Below are 23869 nucleotides of genomic sequence, written 5' to 3'. Positions count from 1 at the left end.
ATGGACCCCGGAGCGCCCGTGTGGTGTTCGAATCCGATCAGCCGGGATGGGTCATCGACAGCAGGTCGAGCTTCTCGTCGAGCTGTTCGATCGTCAGCTCGCCCCGTTCGACGTAGCCGAGGTCGAGGACGGCCTCGCGCACCGTGATCCCGTTGGCGACCGAGTGCTTCGCGATCTTGGCCGCAGCCTCGTATCCGATGAGCTTGTTGAGGGGCGTCACGATCGACGGCGACATGCCGGCGAAGGCCGCCGCGCGGTCGACGTTGGCCTCGAGCCCGTCGATCGTCTTGTCGGCGAGCAGGCGGGACGCGTTGGCGAGCAGCTCGATCGACTCGAGCAGCGCCGAGCCCATGACGGGGATCGCGACATTGAGCTCGAACGAGCCGGACGCGCCGGCCCAGGCGATCGTGGCGTCGTTGCCGATGACCCGCGCACACACCATGAGCACGGCTTCGGGCACGACGGGGTTGACCTTGCCGGGCATGATCGAGGAGCCCGGCTGCAGGTCGGGGATGTGCAGCTCGCCCAGACCCGTGTTGGGCCCCGACCCCATCCAGCGGATGTCGTTGTTGATCTTGGTGAGCGAGACGGCGACCGTGCGCAGGGCGCCGGATGCTTCGACCAGACCGTCGCGGTTCGCCTGCGCCTCGAAGTGGTCCTTCGCCTCGGTGATGGGCAGCTCGGTGTCGTTCACGATGAGCTCGAGCACCTTCTGCGGGAACCCGAGCGGCGTGTTGATGCCGGTGCCGACGGCGGTGCCGCCGAGGGGAACCTCGGCGACGCGCGGAAGAACGGCCTGCACCCGCTCGATGCCCAGGCGGATCTGCCGGGCGTAGCCGCCGAACTCCTGGCCGAGGGTGACGGGGGTGGCGTCCATGAGGTGCGTGCGGCCCGACTTGACGACGTTGCGCCATGCCTCGGCCTTCGCCTCGAGCGCGACGGCGAGGTGGTCCAGACCCGGGATGAGGTCGTCGATGAGTTCCTGCGTCACGGCGATGTGCACCGACGTCGGGAACACGTCGTTCGACGACTGCGACGCGTTGACGTGATCGTTGGGGTGCACCGGCTGCCCGAGGTCGAGCGTCGCGAGCTTGGCGAGCACCTCGTTCATGTTCATGTTCGACGACGTGCCGCTGCCGGTCTGATAGACGTCGATCGGGAACTGGTCGGCGAACTCACCCGCGATGATGCGGTCCGCGGCGCGAGCGATCGCGTTCGCGACTCCGGAGTCCAGCGTGCCGAGCTCGGCGTTCGCGAGAGCCGCGGCCTTCTTGATACGCGCGAGAGCGGCGATCTGCGCCGGCTCGAGGCGGTCTCCGGAGATCGGGAAGTTCTCGACGGCGCGCTGCGTCTGCGCGGCATAGAGAGCGTCCTTGGGCACCCGGACTTCTCCCATGGTGTCGTGCTCGATGCGGTACTCGATGTCGGTCACGGCGTCGTTCCTCTCGTATCTGGGTGGGTCAGGCGTCGGTCGAGACGCCGAGGCTGATGGCCGGGGCGGCGAGCCCCTCGGCCAGGCGGTAGTTGGCGCCCACGATGCCGACGCGCTGCTCGGCGACGGCCAGGCTGATGAGCTCGGACGCGTTGAGCAGCGACGAGACGGTGTCGCGCAGATGCTCTCGGCCGACGAGCTCGGGGTCCACCTTCTCGGGCCGGATGCCGTGCACCGTCTGCTCGCGGATCACGCGTCGCGCGGCGGGCACGATGGGCGCGATCTGACGCCAGATCTGCGGTGCGAGCGCGGGGGCGTCGAGCTGTGTGCTCTCGATCGCAGCGGCGACGGCGCCGCACTCGTCGTGGCCGAGGACGACGATGAGGGGGACTTCGAGCACCTCGACGGCGTACTCGATGCTGCCCACGACCGACTCCGAGATCACCTGGCCGACGTTCCGGATGACGAACAGGTCGCCCAGGCCCTTGTCGAAGATGATCTCGGCCGCGAGGCGCGAGTCCGAGCACCCGAAGAGGGTCGCGTGCGGACGCTGCCCCGTGGCGAGCTCGTGCCGGCGATCGGCACCCTGATGAGGGTGGCGGGGTGCGCCTGCCACGAATCGCTCGTTGCCGCGCCGCATCTCGTCCCACGCTTCTTGCGGTGTCGGCATCCCGTTCATTCGGCGTCCTTTCGCAGAGCCAGCACTTCGTCGGCGACCGCGGCCGCCATGTCTTCGAGCAGGGGGTCGGCAGCGGTGCCGTAGATGAGGATCGTGTCGTCGCCGGCGGTCGCACCGAGGGCGACCGTGATGTTGCCGGTGCGCGAGGCGTCGAGATCGTAACGGTCCCAGGTCACGCCGCCGATGGACTGCGTGCCGGTCGGTGCCGAGCCCGACAGGATCCGGGCAGCCCAGCCGTCGTCGGCGTCGAAGGCCTGCGCGACGCGGAGGAAGCCGGGGATGTCTTCGTCGGCGGGGGCGTAGACGATCGTCCAAGCGCGGACCGAGCCGTCGCCCTCGACCGCCGCGCGGTTGACGACCCAATCCGCCGCCGGCAGATCGGGGGCGATCGCTGTGTGGCCCTCGGCGACGCCGATGCTCTCGGCCGTCGCCGCGACGTCGATCGGATCCTGCGGCGGAGGGGTGCCGCGGGGCACGCCCAGCACGATGACCGCGACGATCGCGATCGTCACGAGCAGCGCCGCGATGAGGTTGCGCGTGGTCTGGCTCGACCGGTAGACGCGGGACGCCTCGGCCTTGCGGCTGGCGGTCTCGTCGGGTGTCTCAGGGCGGCCGAGCTCGGCCACGACCCGTGGTTGGCGCGGGGCCATCACGCCTCCGCGTCCGGCTCGGATGTGCTGCGCGCGGCCTCGAGCCGGCGTTTGGCGCCCAGCAGCCACTCTTCGCACCGAGCCGCGAGCGCTTCGCCGCGCTCCCACAGTGCGAGCGAGTGCTCGAGGGTCGGAGCACCCTGTTCGAGCTCGGCGACGACGCGGACGAGTTCGTCGCGCGCCTGCTCGAACGAGAGGTCCGAGACTGCCGCGGCGGTCGAGTCGGTCATGGGCTCCATCCTAGTTCGCAGCGGGCGAGGCCCCCGCCGCATCCCCTTCGTCCAGCGGGCCCTCCGACCGCGCGGCGAACGACCCTCGCGCGACCGTGACGGCGACATGTGCTCCCGCCGGAGCCTGCTCGGCATCGCGCACGATCACGCCGTCGCCGAGGTGCGCGATCGCGTAGCCGCGCGCCAGCGTCGCAGCGGGGGACAGTGCGCGCAGCGTCGCCCGCAGCTCGGCGGTGCGGCGGCTCTGTCGTTCCAGGGCTCGGTCGATGACGTCGCGACCTCGCGCGCACTGCAGGTGCAGCTCGTGCGCGCGCGTGGTCAAGAGCGATTCGGGCGAACGCAGCACGGGACGTGAGCGCAGCTGTTCGAGCTGTGCGATGTCGTGGCCGATGCGCTGCGTCAGCCGTGTCGTCAGGCGCGCGCGCAGCTGCGCGACGTACGCGCGCTGCTCGGCGACGTCGGGCACGACCCGCTTGGCCGCGTCGGTCGGCGTGGACGCCCGCAGGTCGGCGACGTCGTCGAGGATCGGGTGGTCGTTTTCGTGTCCGATCGCGCTCACGACGGGAGTGGATGCCGCGGCGACGGCCCGCACGAGGCGCTCGTCGCTGAACCCCAGCAGGGTCTGCGGATCGCCCCCGCCCCGCGCGACGATGATGACGTCGACTTCGGGGTCGGCATCGAGGGTCCGAAGCGCCACGAGCGTCTCGGGCACGCACCGGTCACCCTGCACGGCGGCGTGGATCGTGCGGAAGCGCACGTGCGGCCAGCGCAGCTCGGCGTTGCGATGCACGTCCTTCTCAGCGTCGGAGTTCTCGCCCGTGATGAGGCCGATGAGGTGGGGGAGGAACGGCAGCGGCCGCTTGCGGGCGGGATCGAACAGTCCCTCCGACCTCAGTTGCGCGCGCAGACGCTCGAGCTTCTCGAGCTGGTCGCCCAAGCCCACGTGGCGCATCGCCGACACGGCGAAGCTGAAGTCGCCCGTGCGCCCGAAGTAGTCGGCCTTGACGCACGCGACGACGTGGTCGCCCACCTTGAGGTCGGCCGGCAGGCGCTCGCGCGTCGAGGACCACAGGCGGAACGAGATCGCAGCGTCCGTCGTGAGGTCCTTCAGCCGCCCGAAGGCGTTGCCGCCGCGCAGGTTCCACGAGGTGATCTCGCCTTCGACCCACACCGAGCCCCATTTCGTGACGAATCCGCGGATCGTGTCGTTGAGCCGGGAGACCGACGTCGGCGACTCGCGGGACGACTCGCGCGGGTGCACGGAATCGGGCGGGGGAGCCTCGCCCGGCACAGGGGCGGCCTGGAAGGTCGTCATGCGGTCCTCTCGTGCGGGCGCGCGTCGCGGCGTGACCCGGCCTTCGTTCAGGTGTCCGGCCGTAGACTCATGCACGTGACTGCTGTGTCTGCGAACCCGATCGTGCGGATGGCGGTGCCCCGCGTTCCGCGGCGGCGCGAGCGTCTCCAGGATATCCCCGTGCCCGGACACAAGAAGGTGCTGCTCGCCGCCCCGCGCGGATACTGCGCCGGTGTCGACCGAGCGGTGGTCGCCGTCGAGAAGGCTCTCGAGCGGTACGGGGCGCCCGTCTACGTGCGCAAGCAGATCGTGCACAACATCCACGTCGTGACCGAGCTCGAGCAGCGCGGAGCGATCTTCGTCGAAGAGGTCGACGAGGTGCCCGCGGGTGCGCACATCGTCTTCAGTGCGCACGGCGTCTCTCCCGCCGTCGTCAACGCGGCATCCGATCGAGGCCTGAGCGCGATCGACGCGACGTGCCCGCTCGTGACGAAGGTGCACCGCGAGGCGGTGCGCTTCGCGCGGGACGACTTCGAGATCCTGCTGATCGGCCACGAGGGCCACGAAGAGGTCGAGGGAACGGCGGGCCACGCTCCCGAGCGCGTCACGATCGTGAACTCTCCCGACGAAGCCGACACGATCGAGGTCAAGGACTCCTCCAAGATCGTGTGGCTGTCCCAGACGACGCTGTCGGTCGACGAGACGATGGAGACCGTGCGGCGTCTGCGCGTGCGTTTCCCGCACCTGCAGGACCCGCCGTCGGATGACATCTGCTACGCGACGCAGAACCGTCAGGTGGCCATCAAGAAGGTCGCGAAGGATGCCGACCTCGTCATCGTCGTCGGATCCGCGAACTCCTCCAACAGTGTGCGACTGGTCGAAGTAGCGCTCGAGTACGGCGCGAAGGCGGCGTATCGCGTCGACTACGCCGACGAGATCGAGCAGGCGTGGTTCGACGGCGTCGAGACGGTCGGGGTGACCAGTGGCGCTTCGGTACCCGAAGTGCTCGTGCAGCAAGTGCTCGAAGACCTCGCGTACGCGGGCTACGTCGACGTCGAGGAGGTGCGCACGGCCGAGGAGGATCTGCTCTTCTCGCTCCCCAAGGAGCTGCGGCAGGATGTCAACGGCAAGCGCGACCCCCGCGCTGTCGGCGGGCGGATCCGCGCGTGAGCGATTACGCGCCCGAAGTAGGGCCCGACGGCCGGCAACGGCCGAGGTTCGGCGAGTACGCGTCGCCCGAAGAGCAGCGCGCCCGCATCCAGCAGCCCGACGTGACCGAAGCTCTCTCGGCGGGTGTCGTGCCCGAGGCATCCGATCCCGAACCGATCGCCGCCGCGCCCGGGCCGGAACCGCGCCGCAGCGTATCGCCGGCGAATCGGCTCGCGACGATCCTGCTGCTCGCGGTCGGCGCGGCCAATGTGCTGATCTCGCTGTTCAGCTACCTCGACCTGGCGTCCGCGCTCGAGAACTCCTACGAACTGCTCGGCATCGATGGCGCGTTCACCAACCTCGCGGCTGCGCGGCAGTGGGGCCTCATCGCGGCGATCGTCCTCGTCGCCGGCTACATCGCGACGTTCATGCTGTCGTGGAAGCGGCTGAAAGCGGGCCGCGTGTCGTGGTGGATTCCGATCGTCGGCGGCGTCGTGACGTTCTTCATCGTGAGCCTGTGCCTCATGGTGCCGCTCATGGGCGACCCCGCATTCCAGGAATACGTCACGTCGGTCCGATGACCACGCCTCGACTCGTCGCCGTCTGCGCTGTGCACCAGCTGCGCTCCGATGTCGGGTCGGTCGGCGTCACCGGCATCGACAAGCGCGCCGTGGCGGGCCCCGTGCGGATCGGCGCCTATGGCGTGTACGCCGACGTGCAGGCCGATCGCAAACACCACGGCGGGCTCGACAAGGCCGTCTACGCGTACGCCCAGGAAGACGCCCGGTTCTGGGAGAGCGAGCTCGGTCGACAGCTCGCGCCCGGCTGGTTCGGTGAGAACCTGCGCACCGAGGGGATCGACGTCAACGCCGCGCGCATCGGAGAGCGCTGGCGCATCGGCGATCGCGTCGAGGTCGAGGTGACGATGCCGCGCACGCCCTGCCAGACGTTCGCGCGCTGGGTCGGCGGCGACGACGAGCGGGGATGGGTCAAGCGCTTCTCCGCCGCCGGACGCCTCGGTCCCTACCTGCGGGTCGTGACGACCGGACGCGTGCAGGCGGGCGACGAGATCGTCGTGACGCACCGCCCGGAGGACGCCCCGACCGTGCTCGAGGTCTTCCGAGCGCCCTGAGGCTTCTGCGCGCAGATGACGGATGCCGCGACCCGGCCGGGCCGCGGCATCCGCACTTCGACAGGCTCAGCGACCAGAAGCGACAGTCTCGGCGACCGGAAGCGACAGGCTCAGCGAGCGGAAGCGACAGTCTCGGCGGAAGCCGTCACGCGCCGAGGCTCTTGCCGTGCGATCCGAGCTGCTGCGTCGCTTCGACGACGCGGGCGGCCATCGCGGATTCCGCGATCTTGCCCCATGCCCGCGGGTCGTACTGCTTCTTGTTTCCGACCTCGCCGTCGACCTTGAGGACGCCCTCGTAGTTCGAGAACATGTACCCCGCGATCGAGCGGGTGAACGCGTACTGGGTGTCGGTGTCGATGTTCATCTTGATGACGCCGTTGGCGACGGCAGTGGCGATCTCTTCGTCGCTGGACCCGCTGCCGCCGTGGAAGACGAGATCGAGGGGCTTCGGGCCCGTGCCGAACTTCGCGGCGATGCCCTCTTGGATCTCGCCGAGCAGTTCGGGGCGCAGCTTGACGTTGCCGGGCTTGTAGACGCCGTGCACGTTGCCGAACGTCAGCGCGGAGATGTAGCGGCCGTTCTCGCCGAGACCGAGGGCCTCGACGGCCTTCGTCACATCGGCGACGGTCGTATAGAGGGCTTCGTTGGAGCCCTCGTGCGTGACACCGTCCTCTTCGCCGCCGACGACCCCGATCTCGACCTCGAGGATCGCGTTGATGTTCTTCAGGCGCGGCAGGAGGTCTTTCGCGATCTCGATGTTCTCGTCGAGCGGCACGGCCGAGCCGTCCCACATGTGCGACTGGAAGATCGGGTTGCGCCCCGCGCGCACTTCTTCTTCGGATGCCTCGATGAGGGGCATGACGAAGCTCGGCAACGCCTCTTTCGGGCAGTGGTCCGTGTGCAGCGCGACCGTGACGGGGTAGTTCTTGGCGACTTCGGTGACGTAGCGCGCGAAAGCGAGCGCGCCGGTCGCGCGGGCCTTGACCGTGTGTCCGGCGAAGTAGTCGGCGCCGCCGGTCGTGACCTGCAGGATGCCGTCGGACCCGGCCTCGGTGAGGCCTTGGAGAACGGCGTTGATCGTCTGCGAGCTCGAAACGTTGATGGCGGGGTACGCGAAGCCTCCGGCCTTCGCGCGGTCCAGCATCTCGGCGTATTGGTCGGGGGTGGCGACGGGCATGAGTGCTCCTAGCGGTCGATGGGCTCTCGCGTACCTTCGACTTTAGCGAAGGGGGCAGACGGCGGCCGGGTAGTCGTGCACGGCTTCACCCTGACCTGCCGTGCGTGAAAGTTCGTGAATTCCTTCCGTGGTCGGCGCGTGAAACGGCGCGGGTTCTCCTCGCTGCTGGAATAGGCTGGCGCCATGGTGAGTCTGACCGCCGACATGAGTCCGCTGCATCCCGACCGAAATCTCGCTCTCGAGCTCGTCCGTGCGACGGAGGCCGCCGCGATCCGCGCCGTGCCCTTCATCGGTCGTGGGCGGAAAGAGGATGCCGACGGCGCGGCCGTCGACGCGATGCGCGCGTTCTTCACGACGGTGAACTTCGACGGCACGATCGTGATCGGCGAGGGCGAGAAGGACGAAGCGCCCATGCTCTTCAACGGCGAGCGCGTCGGCAACGGCCGCGGGCCGAAGTGCGACGTCGCGGTCGACCCGATCGACGGCACGTCGCTCACCGCCGCAGGGCGCAACAACGCCCTGTCGGTCATCGCGGTCTCGGACAGCGGCACGATGCTCGATGCCTCGACCGTGTTCTACATGGACAAGCTCGTGACCGGCCCCGCCGGCGTCGGGGTCGTCGACATCCGTCTGCCGATCGGCGAGAACATCCGTCTGCTCGCGAAGGCGCTGGGCAAGCCGATCGACGAGATGGTCGTCTCGGTGCTGCATCGCCCGCGCCACGAGCAGCTCATCGATGAGATCCGCGAAGCCGGAGCCGGTACGCGCCTGATGACCGACGGCGACGTCGCCGGCGGGATCAACGCGGCGCGGCACAACTCGCGCACCGACATGTGCGTCGGCGTCGGGGGAAGCCCCGAGGGCATCGTGACGGCGTGTGCCATCAAGGCACTCGGCGGGCACATCCAGGGGCGCCTGTGGGCACGCGACGACGACGAGAAGCAGCGCGGCATCGACGCGGGCCTCAAGCTCGGGGATCACGTGTACGAGGCCGACGACCTGGTGCGCGGCAACAACACGATCTTCGTCGCGACAGGAGTCACCGACGGACAGCTCGTCGCCGGCGTGAGTCGCGACGACCAGTACGTGTACACCGAGAGCGTCGTGCTGCGCGGAGCGTCGGGCACGCTGCGCCGCGTGTCGTCGGAGCACCTCGTGTCGAAGTGGCTCTGATCCCGCTCTGACCTGCGATTCTCGGATCTTTCCGGGGTGTACTCGGTGTGACCGCTGTGACTCGAGTGGCTGATGTGATGCGGCTTGCCGGGTTTTCTCGGGCGCGTCTGGCACAATCGGCAGTGGTGTCAGCGACGACACGTCGCTGTTCCCCGATTCGAGGAGGCTCTCGATGTCACCGCAATCAGGCACCACGGGTCCGCAGACCGGAGCCCACGCCGTCGTCGCCGACGCACTCGACCCCGCACGCCGGCCGGATGTGCTGCTGCGCGTGCGGCGTGACGAGGGTCACGAGCCGAGTCCCTGGTGGATGATCGGGGCCTTCGTGTTCGTCTCGGCGGCGGTGATCACGCTGTTGAGTTTTGTTCCGGGTGGAGCCTGAGGCTTACTCCGGCAGGGTGAGTCGCTCGCGCAGTTCGCCCACGTCGGCGGCGCTCGACTCGATCCTGTCTGACGCTTCGAGACCTTCGAGCAGTTCGGGAGCGGTCAGTCGTCGCGTCGACTTCTCGATCGCGGCGGGTGCGGACACGGCGTCGAGCTTGGTCTCGTCGATCCCGGGGAATCGTCGCGCCGTGACGAGCACGCGCGACTCGAGCGAGCCGGCGAACTTGTTGTAGCTGTCGACCGTCCGCTCGATCGCGCGTCGCAGATCGTCGGCGTGACCGGCCAGCAGCCCCAGTCGTTCGTACAGCTGGTTGCCGAGGTCGAACAGCGCGCGGGCCTCCAGCGTGACATCCTGCTGCGTCCACGCGTAGGCCACCGTCTTCAGCACCGCCCACAGGTTGACCGGTGACGCGAGGGCGACGCGCTTCGCGAAGGCGTGATCGAGCAGCGCGGGGTCTTCTTCGAGGGCTGCCGCGAGGAGCGACTCGCTCGGCACGAAGCAGACCACGAACTCGGGGCTCGAGGCGAGTCCTGACCAGTACGCCTTCTTCGCGAGGGCATCCACGTGCGCCCGGACTGCTTTGACGTGCTTGTCGAGCAGCGTGCGCCGGCGCGCAGCTTCGGCGCCCTGCGCCGTCAGGGGTATCGAGCTCGCTTCGAGATACGCATCGAGGGGCACCTTGGCGTCGACGGCGATCGCCTTCTCGCCGGGAAGCCGGATCACCATGTCGGGGCGTCCCGCACCGGCATCCGACTCGATCGTGGTCTGCAGATCGAAGTCGACGTAGCGCATGAGGCCGGCGGCTTCGACGACGCGGCGCAGCTGGGTCTCGCCCCAGACCCCGCGGGTGACCCCCGACCGCAGTGCGCCGGCGAGCGATTCGGTCGTGGCCCGCAGGACTTCGTCGGACTCGTGCGCGCGACGCAGCTGCTCTGCCAGCGCCCCGAACTGCGAGTGTCGGTCGCGTTCGAGATCGTCGACTTTGGACTGCATGGTCTGCAACGACTCCTGCACCGGGGCGAGCGCGCGCAGCACCGCCTGCTCGCGTCGCTCACGCTCTTCGCGTGCGGCCTGGTCGGTGCGGGTCTGGGCGGCGAGTTCGCGGTAGAGGGCGTGCTGGTGGTCGAGCTGCGCCTGCACCCCCAGCCGCGCCGCGTCGGCGGCGGCGAGCTGCGCGCGCAGGTCGGACTGCTCGCGCGCAGCCGTCGCAGCGCGGCGGCTGCTGCCCCCGAACCACCCGGCGACCGCCCCGAGCACGAGGCAGCCGATGACGACGAGCGTGATGCTGAATGCGTCCATACGCCCATCGTGCCGTGGCCTTCCGACATCGCCGCTCCGACACCGGTGCGATGTCCGCGATCCGCTCGCGCGACCCCGCGCGCTCCGCCGGACTCAGGCGACGAACGCGACCGCCGCCGCAGGTTCCGCCGCGACGGCGATCTGTGACACCCGTACGCTCGCGCCCGCGGCCAGCGCATCGATGTCCGAGGCGCCCATGCGCCGCGCCGCGTCGATCATGACATGCGCGCACGCGAGGGCGTCGGCTGTCGCATTGTGGTGCGCGAAGTCGGCGAAGCCGGCTTCGGCGGCGACGAAAGGCAGCCGATACGACTCGAGCTGGTACACCTTCCGTGCGACCTGCAGGCTGCATGCGTAGCGGTAGGGCGGGCACTCGTCGCCCGTCGCCTCGCACGCCCGTCGCAGCACGGACATGTCGAATCCGGCGTTGTGGGCGACGAGGATGTCGGCTCCCGCGAAGGCCGCGAGGTCGTCGAGCTGTTCGCTCCACGTCGGCGCGTCCGCCACGTCCTCAGCGCGGATCCCGTGGATGCGCGTGTTGATCTCGAAGAATGCGTCGTGTCCCGCCGGCGGGCGGATGAGCCATCCGGCCTGCTCCACAACCTGGCCGTCGCGCACCCGCACGAGCCCCACAGCACAGGCGGACGCGCTGCTGGAGTTCGCCGTCTCGAAGTCGATCGCGGTGAAATCCAGAGGCACGTGACCACCCTCACGCGGGCACTGCGGCCGAACCGCCAGGCGCGCCGCGCCGTGGCGAAACGACGGGTCGAGGGATTCGCAGCATCCGTCGAAGTAGACTCGACCCCCGTGGCTCTCACTATCGGCATCGTCGGCCTGCCCAACGTCGGCAAGTCCACTCTCTTCAACGCCCTCACCAAGAATCAGGTTCTCGCGGCGAACTACCCGTTCGCGACGATCGAGCCGAACATCGGGGTCGTGAACCTGCCGGATCCGCGGCTGCAGACGCTCGCCGAGATCTTCGGTTCCGAGCGCATCCTGCCCGCCGCTGTGTCGTTCGTCGACATCGCCGGCATCGTGCGCGGTGCGAGCGAGGGGGAGGGGCTCGGCAACAAGTTCCTCGCGAACATCCGCGAGGCAGACGCGATCGCGCAGGTCGTGCGCGGCTTCACCGACGACGACGTCGTTCACGTCGAGGGCGGCGTGAACCCGCGCAACGACCTCGAGACGATCAATGCCGAGCTGCAGCTCGCCGACCTCGAGACGCTCGAGCGGGCGATCACGCGCTACGAGAAAGAGGTCAAGGGCCGCAAGCTCGACCCCTCGGTGCTCGAGTCCGCGCGCGCCGCGAAGGACGCGCTCGAGCGCGGCGTGCTGCTGTCCGCGTCGGGCATCGACCTCGAACCGATCAAGGAGCTCGGACTGCTCACGGCGAAGCCGTTCATCTTCGTCTTCAACGTCGATGAGGCAGTGCTGACGGATGCTGCGCGCAAGGCCGAGCTCGACGCTCTGGTCGCCCCGGCGAAGGCCGTGTTCCTCGACGCGAAGATCGAGTCGGAGCTCATCGACCTCGACCCCGAGGATGCCGCCGAGCTCCTGGCATCCACGGGTCAGGAAGAGTCGGGACTCGACCAGCTCGCGCGCATCGGCTTCGACACGCTCGGGCTGCAGACCTACCTGACGGCGGGACCGAAGGAAGCGCGCGCGTGGACGATCGGCAAGGGCTGGAAGGCTCCGCAGGCCGCCGGTGTCATCCACACGGACTTCGAGAAGGGCTTCATCAAGGCCGAGGTCATCTCGTTCGACGACCTCGTCGCGACCGGATCGGTGATCGAAGCTCGCGCGAAGGGCAAGGCTCGGCTCGAGGGCAAGGACTACGTCATGCAGGACGGCGACGTCGTGGAGTTCAGGTTTAACGTCTAAACCCCAGGTCAGAGGGCCATGGCGCGCCACAGAATCCTGCAGTGGGGGCGCTCCTGGAGCAAATCTGTGGCAACCGGCCTCGGCTTGAGAAGGATTGCTCAGTCAATCGAAACGCCGGAGAGGGCAGCCCTTCTGGTTGAGATCGCGGGGCGCTACGCGAGCGGCTTCATCACCGAAGTATGGACGATCGACGAGGCTCGCGCTTCGCGCGCAGCGCTGCGTCGGGCGGCTGAGGAAGCCGGTCGCAACCCCGACGACGTGAAGTTCATCGTCGGCCTCATGACCACCGTGACCCCGACGGTGCGCGAAGGACTCGACCGGCGTATGTCAATGTCGGGCCAGGTCATCGAGGCGCGCTTGCCACACCTCAGCGCGATGATCGGCGTGCCGATTCAGTCGCAGCACATCGACGAGCCGCTCACGCCCGAACAGCTGGCGATCGCGCACGCGTCACCTCAGGATCCGCGCTCCGAGATCGCGCTCAAGGTGGCGCGCGAGGGGTGGTCGCCGCGTGACATTCTTGCCCATGGCGTCATCGACTATCATCCGGTGACTGTGGGTCCGGGGCATGTACACGCCGATCACATGAATGAGTGGTTCGATGCCGGTGCCGCCGACGGCTTCTGGCTGTCGCCCGACGTCTACGAAGACGGCATCGACGCGTTCGTCGACGAGGTGGTTCCGATCCTGCGCGATCGTGGCCTCTATCCCGAGGACTACGTGGGATCCACGTTGCGAGAGAACCTCGGCATCCCCGACCAGTACGGTCTTGGCGAGTGGTTGAAGTGATCACGCCGGATCGGATGCGCCATACGCTCGCGGGGTTCTCGACCGGCTTGTCGGTCGTCGCAGCTGAAATCGACGGGCAGATCGTGGGCATGCCCGCGAACTCGCTCGTCTCGTTGTCGCTGGAGCCGCCGCTCGTCTCGCTGTCGTTCGCGCACACATCGACGACCTGGCCAGTTCTCCGGCAGGCCGAACGCTGGGGGATCAGTGTGCTCGGCGCTGGACAGGAACAGGTGCTGAGCGATCTGCGACGTCCGGCCGCCTCGCGGTTCGTTGGCGTCGAGATGGGAGTGATGGGCCAGGCGGCATTTGTTGCTGGCGCGCTCGCGACGATCGAGGTCATTCCGCGCACTGCCGTTGAAGCGGGCGATCACACACTCATACTGCTAGAGGTACTTGCTCTCGAACGAGATGAGACGCGAGAGCCCCTCGTCTTCTTCGGCAGTCGTGTGCGCACGCTCGCAGGTTGACGTACTGCCGTCCGTGATGTCGTCAGAGGTTGGTCTGTGCCGGAACGCGGTGGAGTTTAGGTTTAACGTATACCGTTAATGACGGTGTCCGTTATACAGTGGTCTCGTGATCAGATCGTTCGGCAGCACGGACACCGAGCGCATCTGGCATGAGCAGTATGTCAAGCGCGTGTTGACCGGACGGTGCAGCGGGCGACCTTGCGGAAGCTCGAGCTGATTCATGCGGCCAAGGATGTCGAGGACCTCAGGGTCCCACCAGGCAACCGCCTGGAGCGTTTGCTCGGCGACCGACGCGGGCAGCACAGCATCCGCGTGAACGCGCAATGGCGTCTCTGCTTCGTCTGGAGAGAGGGAGGTGCCGAAGATGTCGAACTCGTCGACTACCACTGAGAGTGACCTGATCGAGCCGATCCACCCGGGAGAAATCCTGATGGAGGACTTCATCGAGGGCTTCGGGATCACTCAGAACAAGCTCGCAGTGTCGATCGGCGTGCCGCCGCGCCGGATCAACGAGATCGTGCACGGTAAGCGGGGGATCACCGCTGATACGGCGATCCGTCTGGCCCGGTACTTCGGGACATCCGAGGAGTTCTGGATGAACCTGCAATCGAACTACGAGCTGCGGCTCGAGCGTCGCGTCCTGCGCGATAAGGTCGCGGCTATCACGCCGCTGAAGGTCGCGTGAGTCAGGCGGGACGCGGAGTTCCCGTCCGTCGATAGCGGTCGAGGCACCTCACGTTCATCGGGGAGAATGCAAACATGTCCGAAGATGCTTCGCTCGTACCGATCTGGCCGGTCTTGACTGTTCCCACGCTGAGGGTGCTTTCCGACGGTAGGAACTATCAGCGGCGCGAGATTTTCGACGCCGTTGCGGAGCACGCCGGCATCGGCGATGACGCACGTGCCGAAACGCTGAAGTCGGGCGGGACTCGTTACGAGCAGCGTATGGGATGGGTGCTCAGTCATCTTGGGAAGGCGCAATGGGTCGATAAACCCGAACGTGGCCGCTACGTCATCAACGATGCAGGCAGGAAAGCACTGGCGGATTATCCGAATGGATTCGATTACGCTCTCGCGCGAGAGGTCTTCGCGCCTTTCTGGCCTGAGAAGTCCAAGGCGTCACCGAGCGAAACACCGGAGACTTCCGACGAGATTTCCGATCCCATCGAAGTCATCGAAGATGCTGTGGCTCGGATTGAAGCCAGGGTCGGTGAGGACCTTCTCGATCGATTGAGGAACAGTCATCCTGATTTCTTCGAGCAGGCAGTCGTGGATCTGCTCCTGAAGATGGGCTACGGCGGAGCGGCCCAGCGCGGCAAACGCATCGGTGGAAGCAACGATGAAGGAATCGACGGGTTGATCGATCAGGATGCCCTTGGGCTCGATCAGGTCTACATTCAGGCGAAGAGATACAGAGCAGGAAACAACGTCGGGCGCGAGTCTATTCAGGCATTCGTCGGAGCGCTCCATGGCTTCGGGGCCTCTCGTGGAGTGTTCCTGACCACGAGTGCTTTCACCTCCGGTGCCAGTGACTACGCGCAGAAGGTGCAGTCGCGCATCATCCTGATCGACGGAGCGAAGCTTGTTGATCTGATGATCGCTTACCGGGTGGGTGTCCAGGAGAAACAGCGATTCAGTGCTGTTGAGGTCGACGAGGATTACTTCCAGTAGCCGTCTGCGTTCAGACCATGGCGGCGTTCACATCGAAGGTTGTTGGCTGCGGCGACGTCGTGGAGTTCCGCTTCAACGTGTCGTCGAGTTCCGGCTTGACGTCTGGGTCAGCTGCCCACTGATCGATCTGAGGGCGCCTGTGGAGATCAGCGTCCATTCGGCTCGGCTGAGGTCTCCGACTCGGTGAGCGCGGCGACGTAATTGCGCATCGAACGCCGGTAGCGAGGGAGCGCATCGATCTGCGCTTCGATGGCGACGCGGAGGGCTTCGTCCTTGCGGCCGGCGCTATGGAGCGCCAGAGCCAGCACGACGCGGGGTGCGGAACCTGTCGATTCATGGGTCGGGGCGGCCTGAAGGACGGCGATCGCTTCGTCGAGCCGGCCGAGGTTGCGCAGGGTCGATCCGTACTGGACGGCGAGCTGCGCGTGCCGGGCATCGTCGAGGCCGAGCTCGAGAGCCCGCTCGTATTCTGCGCCGGCTTCAGCTTCGAAGCCCATCGAGTCATACATGCCGGCGAGTTCGAATGCCGCCCGACCATCTGTGGCGGGGCATGCTTCGGCCACTTCGCGCATCGCGGCCACGCCTTCATCGCGCTCGAACGAGTCGAAGCGGTCCCAGAGATCGGCGACGGAGGCTTCCCACTGCTCGACTGCACGTGTCATAGCATCAACTCTGGCACGACCCGAAAGGTCAGGGACCTTGTGCTCGATGAGCGACACCAGCGGGAGGACTCGGCGCATGAACCGCAGATTCAGTCAGGTCGATGTGTTCGGTGAGTATCCCTGCACAGGCAATCCCGTCGCGGTCGTCTTGGATGCTGAAGGACTCGACGAAGAGGCGATGCGGAGGTTCTCGGTGTGGTCGAACCTGTCCGAATGCACCTTCGTGCTGCCGCCGACGGACACCGTGGCGGACTACCGGGTGCGCATCTTCAGCTTGAACACAGAGTTGCCGTTCGCCGGGCACCCCACGCTCGGAACCGCGCGCGCCTGGCTGACGGCGGGAGGCGTTCCGAAGCAGCGGGATGTCGTGATGCAGGAGTGCGGCGCCGGGCTGGTTCCCGTCCGAATCCAGGGGAACAGGCTCGCCTTCTCCGCGCCGCATCGACAGCGTTCGGGCCCCGTTGATCCGGGACTTCTGACCACACTGGTCGAGATTCTCGGGGTCGAGCGCGAGCAGGTTGTAGACGCGGAGTGGCTCGACAATGGGCCTGGGTGGGTGGGAGTCCTGCTCGACCACGCGAACACGGTGCTGGCACTGCGCCCGGATGCGACGGCGCACCCGGGCCGGTGGGACATCGGTATCATCGGCGCACACGATGCGGGATCGGATAGCGCGTTCGAACTGCGGGCGTTCTTCACCGAGGGTGATGGCGCGCTGCGCGAGGATCCAGTGACGGGGAGTCTGAACGCCGCCGCCGCGGAATGGCTTATCGCGACGGGCCGCGCCGACGCACCCTATCTCGCCGCGCAGGGCACCGCGATGGGCCGACGCGGCCGCATCCACATCAGCGCGGACGGTGGCAAGCTCTGGGTCGGCGGGCAGGCCGAGGTCATCCTCTCCGGATCCGCGACTCTATGACGGCGCCTGCACCCGGTCCCGCCAGCGGTCCACCGTCCCACCGCTCGCGGCGCACATAGCCGACCCGCTTCGGCTCGTCTACCTCGCGGATGGTGAAGATCTGATCGGCTTCGAACGCGTCGTCACTACCCATCGACGGGATCGGGTCCGTAGGCTGACGTGCTGACGCTTCGTTCTCGTCGCCCCCCCTGCGAAAGGATCATCGATGACCTCGGTGCGCACTGCTTCCGCCCTCCGCCGCGTCGGAACGCTCGGTGTTGCGGCGGGCTCCCTGCTCGCGACGGCCGGCGCCGGAGCGTGGTTCGCCGTCACGAAGCAGCTGCGTGATGAGAAGATCACGATCCCTCCCAATGCCCCCGCGCTCGCGGGAAAGCGGGTGCAGGGTCCGGCATCGGCCTACGTCGAAGCGCTCGTCATCAAGACCAACGCCGAACGCGGCGCCGACGGACGCACCTTCGCCGACATCAGCGCCGCGCTGCGCGGTGTCGACGCGGACAGTGATGAGGCGCGCGAACTGCGCAACCAGAGCTCTGCGCTTTCGACGGCGGCTTCGCTGCGCACATCCCTCATGACCTCCGTGCTCGCGTATGGCGTGAGTGCGCTCGTCGTCGGGCTCGGCGCTCTGTTCGTGATCGTGGGCGCGCAGCTGCGTTGCGCCGACGACCGCTAGCACTCATCCGGACAGGAGCCGCGCGACGAGTTTCTCGATGCGCCGCTCGAGTGTCGCGGGCGTCGCCGCGACGAGGAGCGGATGCAACGCGCTGTAGCGCTCGGAGCGGCTCAGCGCGGCGAACGCGGCCCGTGCCTCCGGCGCCCCCTCGAGAGCGGCGACCAGGGCGGCGGGCGGCTCCGCCGTCGCCGAACCGGCATAGGCGCGGTCCCAGCGGCCGTCTGCCTTCGCGCGCTCGATCTCTGCGACCCCGCGCGGGCGCAGACGCCCCTCGGCATCGAGCCGCGCGACGATGCCGACGTTGCGCTGCGACCAGATCGAGCGTGCGCGGCGCGGAGTGAACCGCTGGCGGTAGACCCGGTCGTCGATGGATTTGCTCTGTCCATCGATCCAGCCGCTGCACAGCGCTTCTTCGAGCGCCGCGGCGTAAGTGACAGAGGTCGGGGATGCGACACCCTTCTTCGCGAGCATCAGCCAGACACCGTCGGAGTCGTGCTCATGAGCGATCAACCACGCGCGCCAGGCATCGGCGTCCGCGACGACCAGCGGAACCGGCTCGGTCTCGGGAGTTCTCATGGAGTCACCCTGTCACCTCAGGAGGACAGAAGGTGTCCCCGATCAGCCGGGGCCGCGTGGATACGCGTGTGTGTGACGATGGAGCAATGTCGACGCACTTCTTGACCGGCGCCGGATCGGGTATCGGCGCGGCACTCGCCGCCCGCCTGCTCGCGCGCGGAGATGACCTCGTTCTGCTCGCCCGCGATGCGCAGCGGGCGCGTGAGCTCGAGACGCAGTTGCCCGGTTCGCGTACCGTCGTCGCCGACCTCGCTCACCCGGCCGGCTTGGCCGACGCGCTGTCGCCGCAGGATCTGCCCGCACGGATCGACACGCTGTCGCACATCGCCGGAGTCGTCGATCTCGGTGCCGTCGCCGACATGCCGACGGCACTCTGGGATCGCCAGCTCACGGTCAACCTGATCGCTCCGGCCGAGCTCACGCGGCTGCTGCTACCGGCCGTGCGCGCGGCGAAGGGGCAGGTGCTCTTCGTCAATTCGGGCGCGGGCCTGCGCACGTCGCCGGAGTGGGCCGCGTACGCGGCTTCGAAGCACGGCCTCAAGGCGCTCGCCGACGGGCTGCGCCAGGAAGAGGCGCCGCACGGCGTTCGGGTGACGTCGGTCTACCCCGGGCGGACCGCCACGCCGATGCAGCAGCGTGTCCACGAGCAGGAGGGCCGCGAGTACGACACGGCCGGCCTGATCGACCCCGAGTCGGTCGTGACGAGCATCCTGACGGCGCTCGATCTGCCACGCGACGCGCAGGTCGTCGATGTGGCGATTCGGCCGGGCGCGTAGCCGCGCGCGCGGTCCGGTCCGTGCCCCGTCGGCCTAATACCCTTGAGGGAGGCCACGCCACGCGAGAGGACCCCCACCCATGACAGACACCCAGATCTTCGAACCCGAGGGCCGCAGCATCCCGTTCGTCGAAGAAGGTGAGGGCCCCGTCAAGCTCGTCCTGCTCCCCGAGTCGGAGCAGGACCTCCTGGCCATCGTCGCGCACTACCTCGCCGAAGAGGCGGGGTTCCACGTCATCCGGATCGGTCTCCGTCCGGATGCTGCGAACCTGGACGAACGGGTGCAGGACGTCATCGCGGTGATCGACCACCTCGGCCTGGACCACACGTGGGTCGGCGGACACGGCTCGGGGGGCACGGTCGCGCGTGCCGTCGTCTCGGCGCACGGCGACCGCGCGAACGGGCTGCTTCTTCTCGGGGTCGAAGACGAAGACATCCCTCTCGCGCCGGTGATCCCGGTCTTGATCGTCCAGGGCGACGGTGACGAGGTCACGGTGCCCGCCAACGGCGAGCGGCTGCAGTCCACGGCGCCCGAGCGTGCCAGCATCAAAACCGTGGAGGGCGCCGGGCATCTCTTCCCGCTGACGCACCCCATTGAGACCGCGGTCATCATCGAGGAGTATCTCGACTGGGACTGAGGAGGACCGGATGCCACGCATCGTGCGCTTCGACCACATCGGGGTCACCGTCCGCGACCTCGACCTCGTGGTCGGGTTCTTCGTGGGTCTCGGCCTCGAGATCGAGGGCCGCACGGTCGTCGAGGGCGAGTTCATCGACACGGTGACGGGCATCCCGGGGTCACGCAGCGAGATCGTCATGCTGCGACCGCCGAAGGGCGGCACGATGATCGAGGTGTCGAGCTTCGAGCGTCCGGACATGGTGCCGGGATCTATCGCGCCGATGGCGAACGAGCTGGGTCTGCGAAGCGTGGCCTTCGAAGTCGATGACCTTCCCGCGACGATCGCGCAGCTCGCGACGGACGGGTACGCGCTCGTCGGCGGTATGGGCGAGTACGAAGGTGTGTGGCGCATGGCATATGTACGCGGTCCCGAAGGCATCATCGTCGCGCTGGCGCAGAGGATCGACGCCGAGTCGTAGGCGCGAGTCGACAAGCAGCGACCGCCGGACCCGCGGGCGGATCAGAAGGGTGCGAGTGGTCCGTCGTCGGGTCGGAAATGCACGCCGAGGGACGGGGGATGCTCGAGGTAGTCGCGTCCCAGTGGTGAGGTCCATCTCAGCACCCCGTCGGGGAGCTGTTCGACTTTCCATGGGGTGAATTGCTTCATGCTGTGGTGCCGTTGGCAGAAGTGGGCCAGGTTGCGGACGTCGGTGGGCCCGCCGAGGGCGGCGTCGATCGTGTGGTCGACTTCGCAGCGGATGGCGGGAAGGCGGCAGCCGGGGAAGCGACAGTGTTGGTCGCGCGCTCGGAGGTAGCGGTCGATGGCTGTGGTGCGCTGGTAGGTGTCGACGTGGAGGACGGTGCCGGTGATGGGGTGCGTGAGGACGCGTTCCCAGGGGCTGCGTGTGGCGGCGGCGAGCTCGCGGGCGGTGGCGGGGTCGATGGGAGAGTGGCCGACGAGGTCGGCCGGTGCGGTGTCTGAGCCGAGGAGCGTGAGGACGGGAACGACGATCTGAACCTTCGCGCGGATGGCGCCCAGGCGCCCGGGGCCGTCGTCGGTGCGAGTCGGGTCGGCGCCTGGCGCCGAGGTGAGAAGCATGTCTGCGAGCAGGTCGGTGCGCAGCTGGTTCGTCGTGCGGGTGTCGGAGGCGATGAGCTGGAGCCGGAGGGTTTCCTCATCGACTGGTGTCTCATCGCCGTCATCGATGCCGTCGGCGGCGGCGATCCGTTTCCGCGCGTCGGCCGCGGCGCGTGTGCGCGCGTCGGTGATGCCGCGGGCTTGTCGGGTGAGGCGGTCGTAGATCGCATCGGCGAGGAGCGAGGGCAGGGTCGCACAGAGGTCGGACATGCCGTCGCCGATCGGCACGATCCGGACGGTGCGTTGTTCGGCGGCGTCGGCGTGCCGCTCGGCGAGGGTGCGGGGGTGGAGATGCTCGGCGAGGAGTTCGAGTTCGCGCCGCACCCGCCCGGGGGTTTCGACCGCGCACCGGCGCAGTGCGTCGAGTTCGAACGCCCCGCGCTGGTCGGGGGGCAGGTGCGTGCCGGTCTCGGTGATGACCCGGACGTGCGCGCGGGTGATCTCACCCGCCTCCCACGTCTGCAGGGTCGCGGGGTAGTCCTCGACCAATTCGGTCGCGTCGCCGATCTGGCGCTGCACGGATCGGTCGGTCAGGCGCAGCACACCGGCGACTTCGGCGGCGATCGATCGCAGCACCATGTCGTGCTCTCGGACGCTGGCGCGACTGCGCGCGGACTGGGTGCGGGCGAGGTGCCCGGCGCGGGCGAGCGCGCGGGTCTGGGCGGCCTGAGCTGCGGCGATGACCGCCTGCGTCTTCTCGACCTCGGCGACGATCTCGGCCAGCTTCGCGCTGTCTGCGTCGCTGAGGCCGATCAACCGGTTCGAATGCATGTGCTAAGGTTACGCGGGGCCTCCGACATCGCCTCTGTGTTGTCCACAGGCGCGAGATTTCGCTCCGCGTCGTCCGTCTTCGCGCCGATGACCTCGGGAGACGCCTGGAATCGACCCGACTCGGCGCGGCCTTGGTCGAGCACTCATGACTCACGCGAGCGGGCGCAGACCTCGCTTCGCTGCATCCGCCTTCGGGTCGGTTCAGGTCCAGGGCAGTCGCGTGGACTCGACGACGTAGATGCCGAGCGAGACGAGCAGCGCGCCCAGGGCGAGGCCGCCCATGAGCCAGGCGAGGCGGCGATTGGTCGCGACCCGGTCGTGCCCCCTGCGCGCCGTCGCGAACATCACGAGCCACATCACGATCACGAAGACGATGCCGATGATGGGCAGCACGACCTGGATCTGGAAGGCGAAGCAGTAGAGCACGACCGCCACGACGGCGAGTACGCCCGCCGGCACGAGCCAGCGCGAACTCGCGCCCGTCTGGAGCGCGGCCTGGTTGGTGAGATCGGTCGCATTCGGCATCGGCTGCTGGTCGGGCAGCCGGAGCGGTCCGTGCGGGTCAGGTGTGGGATCGGTCATGGGGTACTCCTCCCGTCAGCTCCAGAGTCCCGCAAGCGGCGAGGCATCGCGCGGGGGTTGACAAGCTCGAGAGGCCACCCGAGCTGAGAGGATTGGGCAATGACCGCAACCCTTGTCGCACGTGGAATCGCGGGCGGCCACGGCCATCGCACGCTCTTCGATTCGCTCGATCTGACCGTCGCGCCCGGAGACGTCGTCGGCGTCGTCGGCGCGAACGGGGCGGGCAAGTCGACCCTGCTGCGGATCCTCGCGGGCATCGACGAGCCGCAGGCCGGCAGCGTCTCGCTCGCGCCCACCGATGCCTTCGTCGGCTGGCTGCCGCAGGAGCACGAGCGCGTCGAGGGTGAGACGGTCGCCGGGTACATCGCACGTCGCACGGGATGCACCGAAGCGACGACAGACATGGATGCCGCGGCATCCGCTCTCGGTGACGGCACCGACTCCGCAGCATCCGACGTCTACTCGGCGGCCCTCGAACGCTGGCTCGCGAGCGGAGCGGCCGATCTCGACGAGCGGATGCCGGCCCTCCTCGCCGATCTCGGTCTCGATGTGGGCGGGGACGCGCTCATGACGTCGCTCTCGGGCGGGCAAGCGGCGCGCGTCGGGCTCGCGGCGCTCCTGCTGTCGCGCTTCGACATCGTGCTTCTCGACGAGCCCACGAACGACCTCGACCTCGACGGACTCGAGCGTCTCGAGACGTTCGTGCGGGGACTGCGCGGCGGCGTCGTGCTGGTCAGCCATGACCGAGAGTTCCTCGCACGGTGCGTGACACGAGTGCTCGAACTCGACCTGGCGCAGAACTCGAACCGCGTCTTCGGCGGCGGGTACGACTCGTATCTCGAGGAGCGCGCGACGGCTCGTCGACACGCGCGCGAGAAGTACGACGAGTTCGCCGACAAGAAGGCCGACCTCGTCGCGCGGGCGCGCGTGCAGCGCGAGTGGTCGAGCCAGGGCGTGCGCAACGCGATGAAGAAGTCCCCCGACAACGACAAGATCCGGCGCAAGGCGGCGACGGAGTCCAGCGAGAAACAGGCGCAGAAGGTGCGTCAGATGGAGAGCCGCATCGCGCGGCTCGACGAGGTCGACGAGCCGCGCAAGGAATGGCAGCTCGAATTCACGATCGGGTCAGCCCCGCGCTCGAGCACCGTCGTGTCGACGCTCAGCGACGCGGTGCTCCGGCAGGGCTCGTTCACGCTCGGGCCGGTGTCGCTGCAGGTGAACGCGGGGGAGCGCATCGGCATCACGGGACCCAACGGCGCCGGAAAGTCGACGCTGCTGCGCGCACTGCTGGGCGCACAGACGCCCGATGCGGGCACGGCCTCGCTCGGCGCGAATGTACAGATCGGCGAGATCGATCAGGCACGTTCGGCGTTCGCCGGCTCACAGCCGCTCGCCGATGCGTTCGAGGCTCTCGTGCCGGTCCTCGCGGCGGGCGAGGTGCGCACGCTGCTGGCGAAGTTCGGGCTCAAGGCGGATCACGTGCTGCGCCCCGTCGACGAGCTGTCGCCGGGCGAGCGCACGCGTGCCGCGCTCGCTCTGCTGCAGGCACGGGGAGTCAACGTGCTCGTGCTCGACGAGCCGACGAACCACCTCGACCTGCCGGCGATCGAACAGCTCGAACAGGCGCTGGAGTCGTACGACGGCACGCTGCTGCTCGTGACCCACGACCGGCGGATGCTGTCGACGGTGCGCACCGATCGGCAGTGGCGGGTGGATGCCGGTCAGGTGACCGAGCTGTAGCTCGAGCCG

General features: G+C 68.1%; 29 protein-coding genes. 17 read left to right on the top strand and 12 right to left on the bottom strand.

Going from position 1 to position 23869, the window contains the following annotated elements; genetic code table 11:
- Positions 1-37 precede the first annotated feature (37 nt).
- From ACWIBS_RS01095 to xseA, 5 genes are read right to left on the bottom strand one after another with little or no spacing between them, the layout of a single operon-like run.
- Positions 38-1432 carry a class II fumarate hydratase gene (locus ACWIBS_RS01095; RefSeq protein WP_376127159.1) on the bottom strand — a complete coding sequence of 465 codons (1395 nt, stop codon included), beginning with the start codon at positions 1430-1432 and terminating at the stop codon, positions 38-40.
- Positions 1433-1460: 28 nt separating this feature from the next.
- A complete protein-coding gene (locus tag ACWIBS_RS01090; RefSeq protein WP_376127161.1) occupies positions 1461-2111 on the bottom strand; it encodes a carbonic anhydrase in 651 nt (216 codons plus the stop codon).
- Positions 2108-2761 (bottom strand): DUF4245 family protein, encoded by a 654-nt coding sequence (locus tag ACWIBS_RS01085; RefSeq protein ID WP_376127163.1) that lies wholly within the window; start codon positions 2759-2761, stop codon positions 2108-2110. The genes ACWIBS_RS01090 and ACWIBS_RS01085 overlap by 4 nt, the downstream gene beginning before the upstream one ends.
- Positions 2761-3000 (bottom strand): exodeoxyribonuclease VII small subunit, encoded by a 240-nt coding sequence (locus ACWIBS_RS01080; RefSeq protein WP_376127165.1) that lies wholly within the window; start codon positions 2998-3000, stop codon positions 2761-2763. Before ACWIBS_RS01080 ends, ACWIBS_RS01085 begins: the two co-directional genes overlap by 1 nt.
- A gap of 1 nt (position 3001) precedes the next feature.
- The gene (gene xseA / locus ACWIBS_RS01075) at positions 3002-4306 is read right to left on the bottom strand and encodes an exodeoxyribonuclease VII large subunit (protein ID WP_376127167.1); all 1305 of its coding nucleotides are present in this window, start codon (positions 4304-4306) and stop codon (positions 3002-3004) included.
- Positions 4307-4414: 108 nt separating this feature from the next.
- Between xseA and ACWIBS_RS01070 the strand changes: the two genes are divergently transcribed.
- The 3 genes from ACWIBS_RS01070 to ACWIBS_RS01060 are packed head-to-tail and all read left to right on the top strand — an operon-like array spanning position 4415 to position 6566.
- Positions 4415-5455: a 4-hydroxy-3-methylbut-2-enyl diphosphate reductase gene (locus ACWIBS_RS01070; protein WP_376127269.1), complete on the top strand. Its 1041-nt coding sequence runs from the start codon at positions 4415-4417 to the stop codon at positions 5453-5455.
- Positions 5452-6015: a DUF6264 family protein gene (locus tag ACWIBS_RS01065; protein WP_376127168.1), complete on the top strand. Its 564-nt coding sequence runs from the start codon at positions 5452-5454 to the stop codon at positions 6013-6015. Before ACWIBS_RS01070 ends, ACWIBS_RS01065 begins: the two co-directional genes overlap by 4 nt.
- The gene (locus ACWIBS_RS01060) at positions 6012-6566 is read left to right on the top strand and encodes an MOSC domain-containing protein (protein WP_376127170.1); all 555 of its coding nucleotides are present in this window, start codon (positions 6012-6014) and stop codon (positions 6564-6566) included. Before ACWIBS_RS01065 ends, ACWIBS_RS01060 begins: the two co-directional genes overlap by 4 nt.
- A 145-nt stretch (positions 6567-6711) precedes the next feature.
- Here the strand turns inward: ACWIBS_RS01060 and fbaA are convergent, their stop codons facing one another.
- Positions 6712-7743 carry a class II fructose-bisphosphate aldolase gene (fbaA, locus tag ACWIBS_RS01055; RefSeq protein WP_376127172.1) on the bottom strand — a complete coding sequence of 344 codons (1032 nt, stop codon included), beginning with the start codon at positions 7741-7743 and terminating at the stop codon, positions 6712-6714.
- Positions 7744-7926: 183 nt separating this feature from the next.
- Here fbaA and glpX point away from each other — a divergent pair, with 183 nt between their 5' ends.
- Positions 7927-8916: a class II fructose-bisphosphatase gene (gene glpX / locus ACWIBS_RS01050; protein WP_376127174.1), complete on the top strand. Its 990-nt coding sequence runs from the start codon at positions 7927-7929 to the stop codon at positions 8914-8916.
- A gap of 172 nt (positions 8917-9088) precedes the next feature.
- The gene (locus ACWIBS_RS01045; protein WP_376127176.1) at positions 9089-9298 is read left to right on the top strand and encodes a UDP-N-acetylmuramyl pentapeptide phosphotransferase; all 210 of its coding nucleotides are present in this window, start codon (positions 9089-9091) and stop codon (positions 9296-9298) included.
- 3 nt (positions 9299-9301) lie between these two features.
- Here the strand turns inward: ACWIBS_RS01045 and ACWIBS_RS01040 are convergent, their stop codons facing one another.
- Both ACWIBS_RS01040 and ACWIBS_RS01035 read right to left on the bottom strand, forming a co-directional pair.
- Positions 9302-10600 (bottom strand): DNA recombination protein RmuC, encoded by a 1299-nt coding sequence (locus ACWIBS_RS01040; RefSeq protein WP_376127178.1) that lies wholly within the window; start codon positions 10598-10600, stop codon positions 9302-9304.
- Positions 10601-10693: 93 nt separating this feature from the next.
- Positions 10694-11299: a 3'-5' exonuclease gene (locus ACWIBS_RS01035; protein WP_376127180.1), complete on the bottom strand. Its 606-nt coding sequence runs from the start codon at positions 11297-11299 to the stop codon at positions 10694-10696.
- 108 nt (positions 11300-11407) lie between these two features.
- Here ACWIBS_RS01035 and ychF point away from each other — a divergent pair, with 108 nt between their 5' ends.
- The 6 genes from ychF to ACWIBS_RS01005 all read left to right on the top strand — a co-directional run bounded on the left by ychF (position 11408) and on the right by ACWIBS_RS01005 (position 15408).
- Positions 11408-12481: a redox-regulated ATPase YchF gene (gene ychF, locus ACWIBS_RS01030; RefSeq protein ID WP_376127271.1), complete on the top strand. Its 1074-nt coding sequence runs from the start codon at positions 11408-11410 to the stop codon at positions 12479-12481.
- Positions 12482-12547: 66 nt separating this feature from the next.
- On the top strand, positions 12548-13270 hold the full coding sequence (locus tag ACWIBS_RS01025) for an LLM class flavin-dependent oxidoreductase (RefSeq protein ID WP_376127182.1): 723 nt from the start codon (positions 12548-12550) through the stop codon (positions 13268-13270).
- On the top strand, positions 13258-13737 hold the full coding sequence (locus ACWIBS_RS01020; RefSeq protein WP_376127184.1) for a flavin reductase family protein: 480 nt from the start codon (positions 13258-13260) through the stop codon (positions 13735-13737). Before ACWIBS_RS01025 ends, ACWIBS_RS01020 begins: the two co-directional genes overlap by 13 nt.
- Before the next feature lie 183 nt (positions 13738-13920).
- Entirely contained in the window at positions 13921-14127 is a 207-nt protein-coding gene (locus ACWIBS_RS01015) for a type II toxin-antitoxin system RelE/ParE family toxin (RefSeq protein ID WP_376127186.1), read from the top strand.
- Entirely contained in the window at positions 14102-14422 is a 321-nt protein-coding gene (locus ACWIBS_RS01010) for a HigA family addiction module antitoxin (protein WP_376127187.1), read from the top strand. The genes ACWIBS_RS01015 and ACWIBS_RS01010 overlap by 26 nt, the downstream gene beginning before the upstream one ends.
- A gap of 74 nt (positions 14423-14496) precedes the next feature.
- Complete coding sequence (locus ACWIBS_RS01005) at positions 14497-15408, top strand: restriction endonuclease (protein WP_376127189.1); 912 nt, start codon at positions 14497-14499, stop codon at positions 15406-15408.
- 146 nt (positions 15409-15554) lie between these two features.
- On the opposite strand, the gene ACWIBS_RS01000 is transcribed toward ACWIBS_RS01005, so the two are convergent.
- Positions 15555-16127, bottom strand: coding sequence for a tetratricopeptide repeat protein (locus ACWIBS_RS01000; protein ID WP_376127191.1), 573 nt, complete (start codon positions 16125-16127; stop codon positions 15555-15557).
- Between ACWIBS_RS01000 and ACWIBS_RS00995 the strand changes: the two genes are divergently transcribed.
- Together ACWIBS_RS00995 and ACWIBS_RS00990 are read left to right on the top strand one after the other, a co-directional pair.
- Positions 16117-16989 (top strand): PhzF family phenazine biosynthesis protein, encoded by an 873-nt coding sequence (locus tag ACWIBS_RS00995; RefSeq protein WP_454136300.1) that lies wholly within the window; start codon positions 16117-16119, stop codon positions 16987-16989. The two genes, ACWIBS_RS01000 and ACWIBS_RS00995, sit on opposite strands and share 11 nt — an antisense overlap.
- 205 nt (positions 16990-17194) lie before the next feature.
- A complete protein-coding gene (locus ACWIBS_RS00990) occupies positions 17195-17659 on the top strand; it encodes an aromatic ring-opening dioxygenase LigA (protein WP_376127195.1) in 465 nt (154 codons plus the stop codon).
- A 3-nt stretch (positions 17660-17662) separates the two neighbouring features.
- Here ACWIBS_RS00990 and ACWIBS_RS00985 read toward each other — a convergent pair whose 3' ends face one another.
- Positions 17663-18235, bottom strand: a complete 573-nt coding sequence (locus ACWIBS_RS00985) for a YdeI/OmpD-associated family protein (protein WP_376127196.1) — start codon at positions 18233-18235, stop codon at positions 17663-17665.
- An 86-nt stretch (positions 18236-18321) separates the two neighbouring features.
- Between ACWIBS_RS00985 and ACWIBS_RS00980 the strand changes: the two genes are divergently transcribed.
- From ACWIBS_RS00980 to ACWIBS_RS00970, 3 genes are all read left to right on the top strand, one after another.
- On the top strand, positions 18322-19011 hold the full coding sequence (locus ACWIBS_RS00980) for an SDR family oxidoreductase (RefSeq protein WP_376127198.1): 690 nt from the start codon (positions 18322-18324) through the stop codon (positions 19009-19011).
- 79 nt (positions 19012-19090) lie between these two features.
- Positions 19091-19648: an alpha/beta fold hydrolase gene (locus tag ACWIBS_RS00975; protein ID WP_376127200.1), complete on the top strand. Its 558-nt coding sequence runs from the start codon at positions 19091-19093 to the stop codon at positions 19646-19648.
- A gap of 10 nt (positions 19649-19658) precedes the next feature.
- On the top strand, positions 19659-20108 hold the full coding sequence (locus ACWIBS_RS00970; protein WP_376127202.1) for a VOC family protein: 450 nt from the start codon (positions 19659-19661) through the stop codon (positions 20106-20108).
- Positions 20109-20149: 41 nt separating this feature from the next.
- On the opposite strand, the gene ACWIBS_RS00965 is transcribed toward ACWIBS_RS00970, so the two are convergent.
- Together ACWIBS_RS00965 and ACWIBS_RS00960 are read right to left on the bottom strand one after the other, a co-directional pair.
- Complete coding sequence (locus ACWIBS_RS00965) at positions 20150-21538, bottom strand: HNH endonuclease signature motif containing protein (protein WP_376127204.1); 1389 nt, start codon at positions 21536-21538, stop codon at positions 20150-20152.
- Positions 21539-21739: 201 nt separating this feature from the next.
- The gene (locus ACWIBS_RS00960) at positions 21740-22120 is read right to left on the bottom strand and encodes a hypothetical protein (RefSeq protein ID WP_376127206.1); all 381 of its coding nucleotides are present in this window, start codon (positions 22118-22120) and stop codon (positions 21740-21742) included.
- Positions 22121-22219: 99 nt separating this feature from the next.
- On the opposite strand from ACWIBS_RS00960, the gene ACWIBS_RS00955 reads away from it, so the two are divergent.
- Positions 22220-23860 (top strand): ABC-F family ATP-binding cassette domain-containing protein, encoded by a 1641-nt coding sequence (locus tag ACWIBS_RS00955; RefSeq protein ID WP_376127208.1) that lies wholly within the window; start codon positions 22220-22222, stop codon positions 23858-23860.
- Positions 23861-23869: the final 9 nt, after the last annotated feature.

The organism is Microbacterium sp. NPDC055442 (assembly GCF_053644215.1).
This window is presented reverse-complemented; position numbering and strand designations above follow the sequence as displayed.

Coding starts and splice junctions, on each gene's coding strand:
- ACWIBS_RS01090 (WP_376127161.1), bottom strand. CDS start 2,111: ATGAACGGGATGCCGACACCGCAAGAAGCGTGGGACGAGATGCGGCGC.
- ACWIBS_RS01085 (WP_376127163.1), bottom strand. CDS start 2,761: ATGGCCCCGCGCCAACCACGGGTCGTGGCCGAGCTCGGCCGCCCTGAG.
- ACWIBS_RS01080 (WP_376127165.1), bottom strand. CDS start 3,000: ATGGAGCCCATGACCGACTCGACCGCCGCGGCAGTCTCGGACCTCTCG.
- xseA (WP_376127167.1), bottom strand. CDS start 4,306: ATGACGACCTTCCAGGCCGCCCCTGTGCCGGGCGAGGCTCCCCCGCCC.
- ACWIBS_RS01070 (WP_376127269.1), top strand. CDS start 4,415: ATGGCGGTGCCCCGCGTTCCGCGGCGGCGCGAGCGTCTCCAGGATATC.
- ACWIBS_RS01060 (WP_376127170.1), top strand. CDS start 6,012: ATGACCACGCCTCGACTCGTCGCCGTCTGCGCTGTGCACCAGCTGCGC.
- fbaA (WP_376127172.1), bottom strand. CDS start 7,743: ATGCCCGTCGCCACCCCCGACCAATACGCCGAGATGCTGGACCGCGCG.
- glpX (WP_376127174.1), top strand. CDS start 7,927: ATGGTGAGTCTGACCGCCGACATGAGTCCGCTGCATCCCGACCGAAAT.
- ACWIBS_RS01045 (WP_376127176.1), top strand. CDS start 9,089: ATGTCACCGCAATCAGGCACCACGGGTCCGCAGACCGGAGCCCACGCC.
- ACWIBS_RS01040 (WP_376127178.1), bottom strand. CDS start 10,600: ATGGACGCATTCAGCATCACGCTCGTCGTCATCGGCTGCCTCGTGCTC.
- ACWIBS_RS01010 (WP_376127187.1), top strand. CDS start 14,102: ATGTCGAACTCGTCGACTACCACTGAGAGTGACCTGATCGAGCCGATC.
- ACWIBS_RS01005 (WP_376127189.1), top strand. CDS start 14,497: ATGTCCGAAGATGCTTCGCTCGTACCGATCTGGCCGGTCTTGACTGTT.
- ACWIBS_RS00995 (WP_454136300.1), top strand. CDS start 16,117: ATGAGCGACACCAGCGGGAGGACTCGGCGCATGAACCGCAGATTCAGT.
- ACWIBS_RS00990 (WP_376127195.1), top strand. CDS start 17,195: ATGACCTCGGTGCGCACTGCTTCCGCCCTCCGCCGCGTCGGAACGCTC.
- ACWIBS_RS00985 (WP_376127196.1), bottom strand. CDS start 18,235: ATGAGAACTCCCGAGACCGAGCCGGTTCCGCTGGTCGTCGCGGACGCC.
- ACWIBS_RS00980 (WP_376127198.1), top strand. CDS start 18,322: ATGTCGACGCACTTCTTGACCGGCGCCGGATCGGGTATCGGCGCGGCA.
- ACWIBS_RS00975 (WP_376127200.1), top strand. CDS start 19,091: ATGACAGACACCCAGATCTTCGAACCCGAGGGCCGCAGCATCCCGTTC.
- ACWIBS_RS00970 (WP_376127202.1), top strand. CDS start 19,659: ATGCCACGCATCGTGCGCTTCGACCACATCGGGGTCACCGTCCGCGAC.
- ACWIBS_RS00965 (WP_376127204.1), bottom strand. CDS start 21,538: ATGCATTCGAACCGGTTGATCGGCCTCAGCGACGCAGACAGCGCGAAG.
- ACWIBS_RS00960 (WP_376127206.1), bottom strand. CDS start 22,120: ATGACCGATCCCACACCTGACCCGCACGGACCGCTCCGGCTGCCCGAC.
- ACWIBS_RS00955 (WP_376127208.1), top strand. CDS start 22,220: ATGACCGCAACCCTTGTCGCACGTGGAATCGCGGGCGGCCACGGCCAT.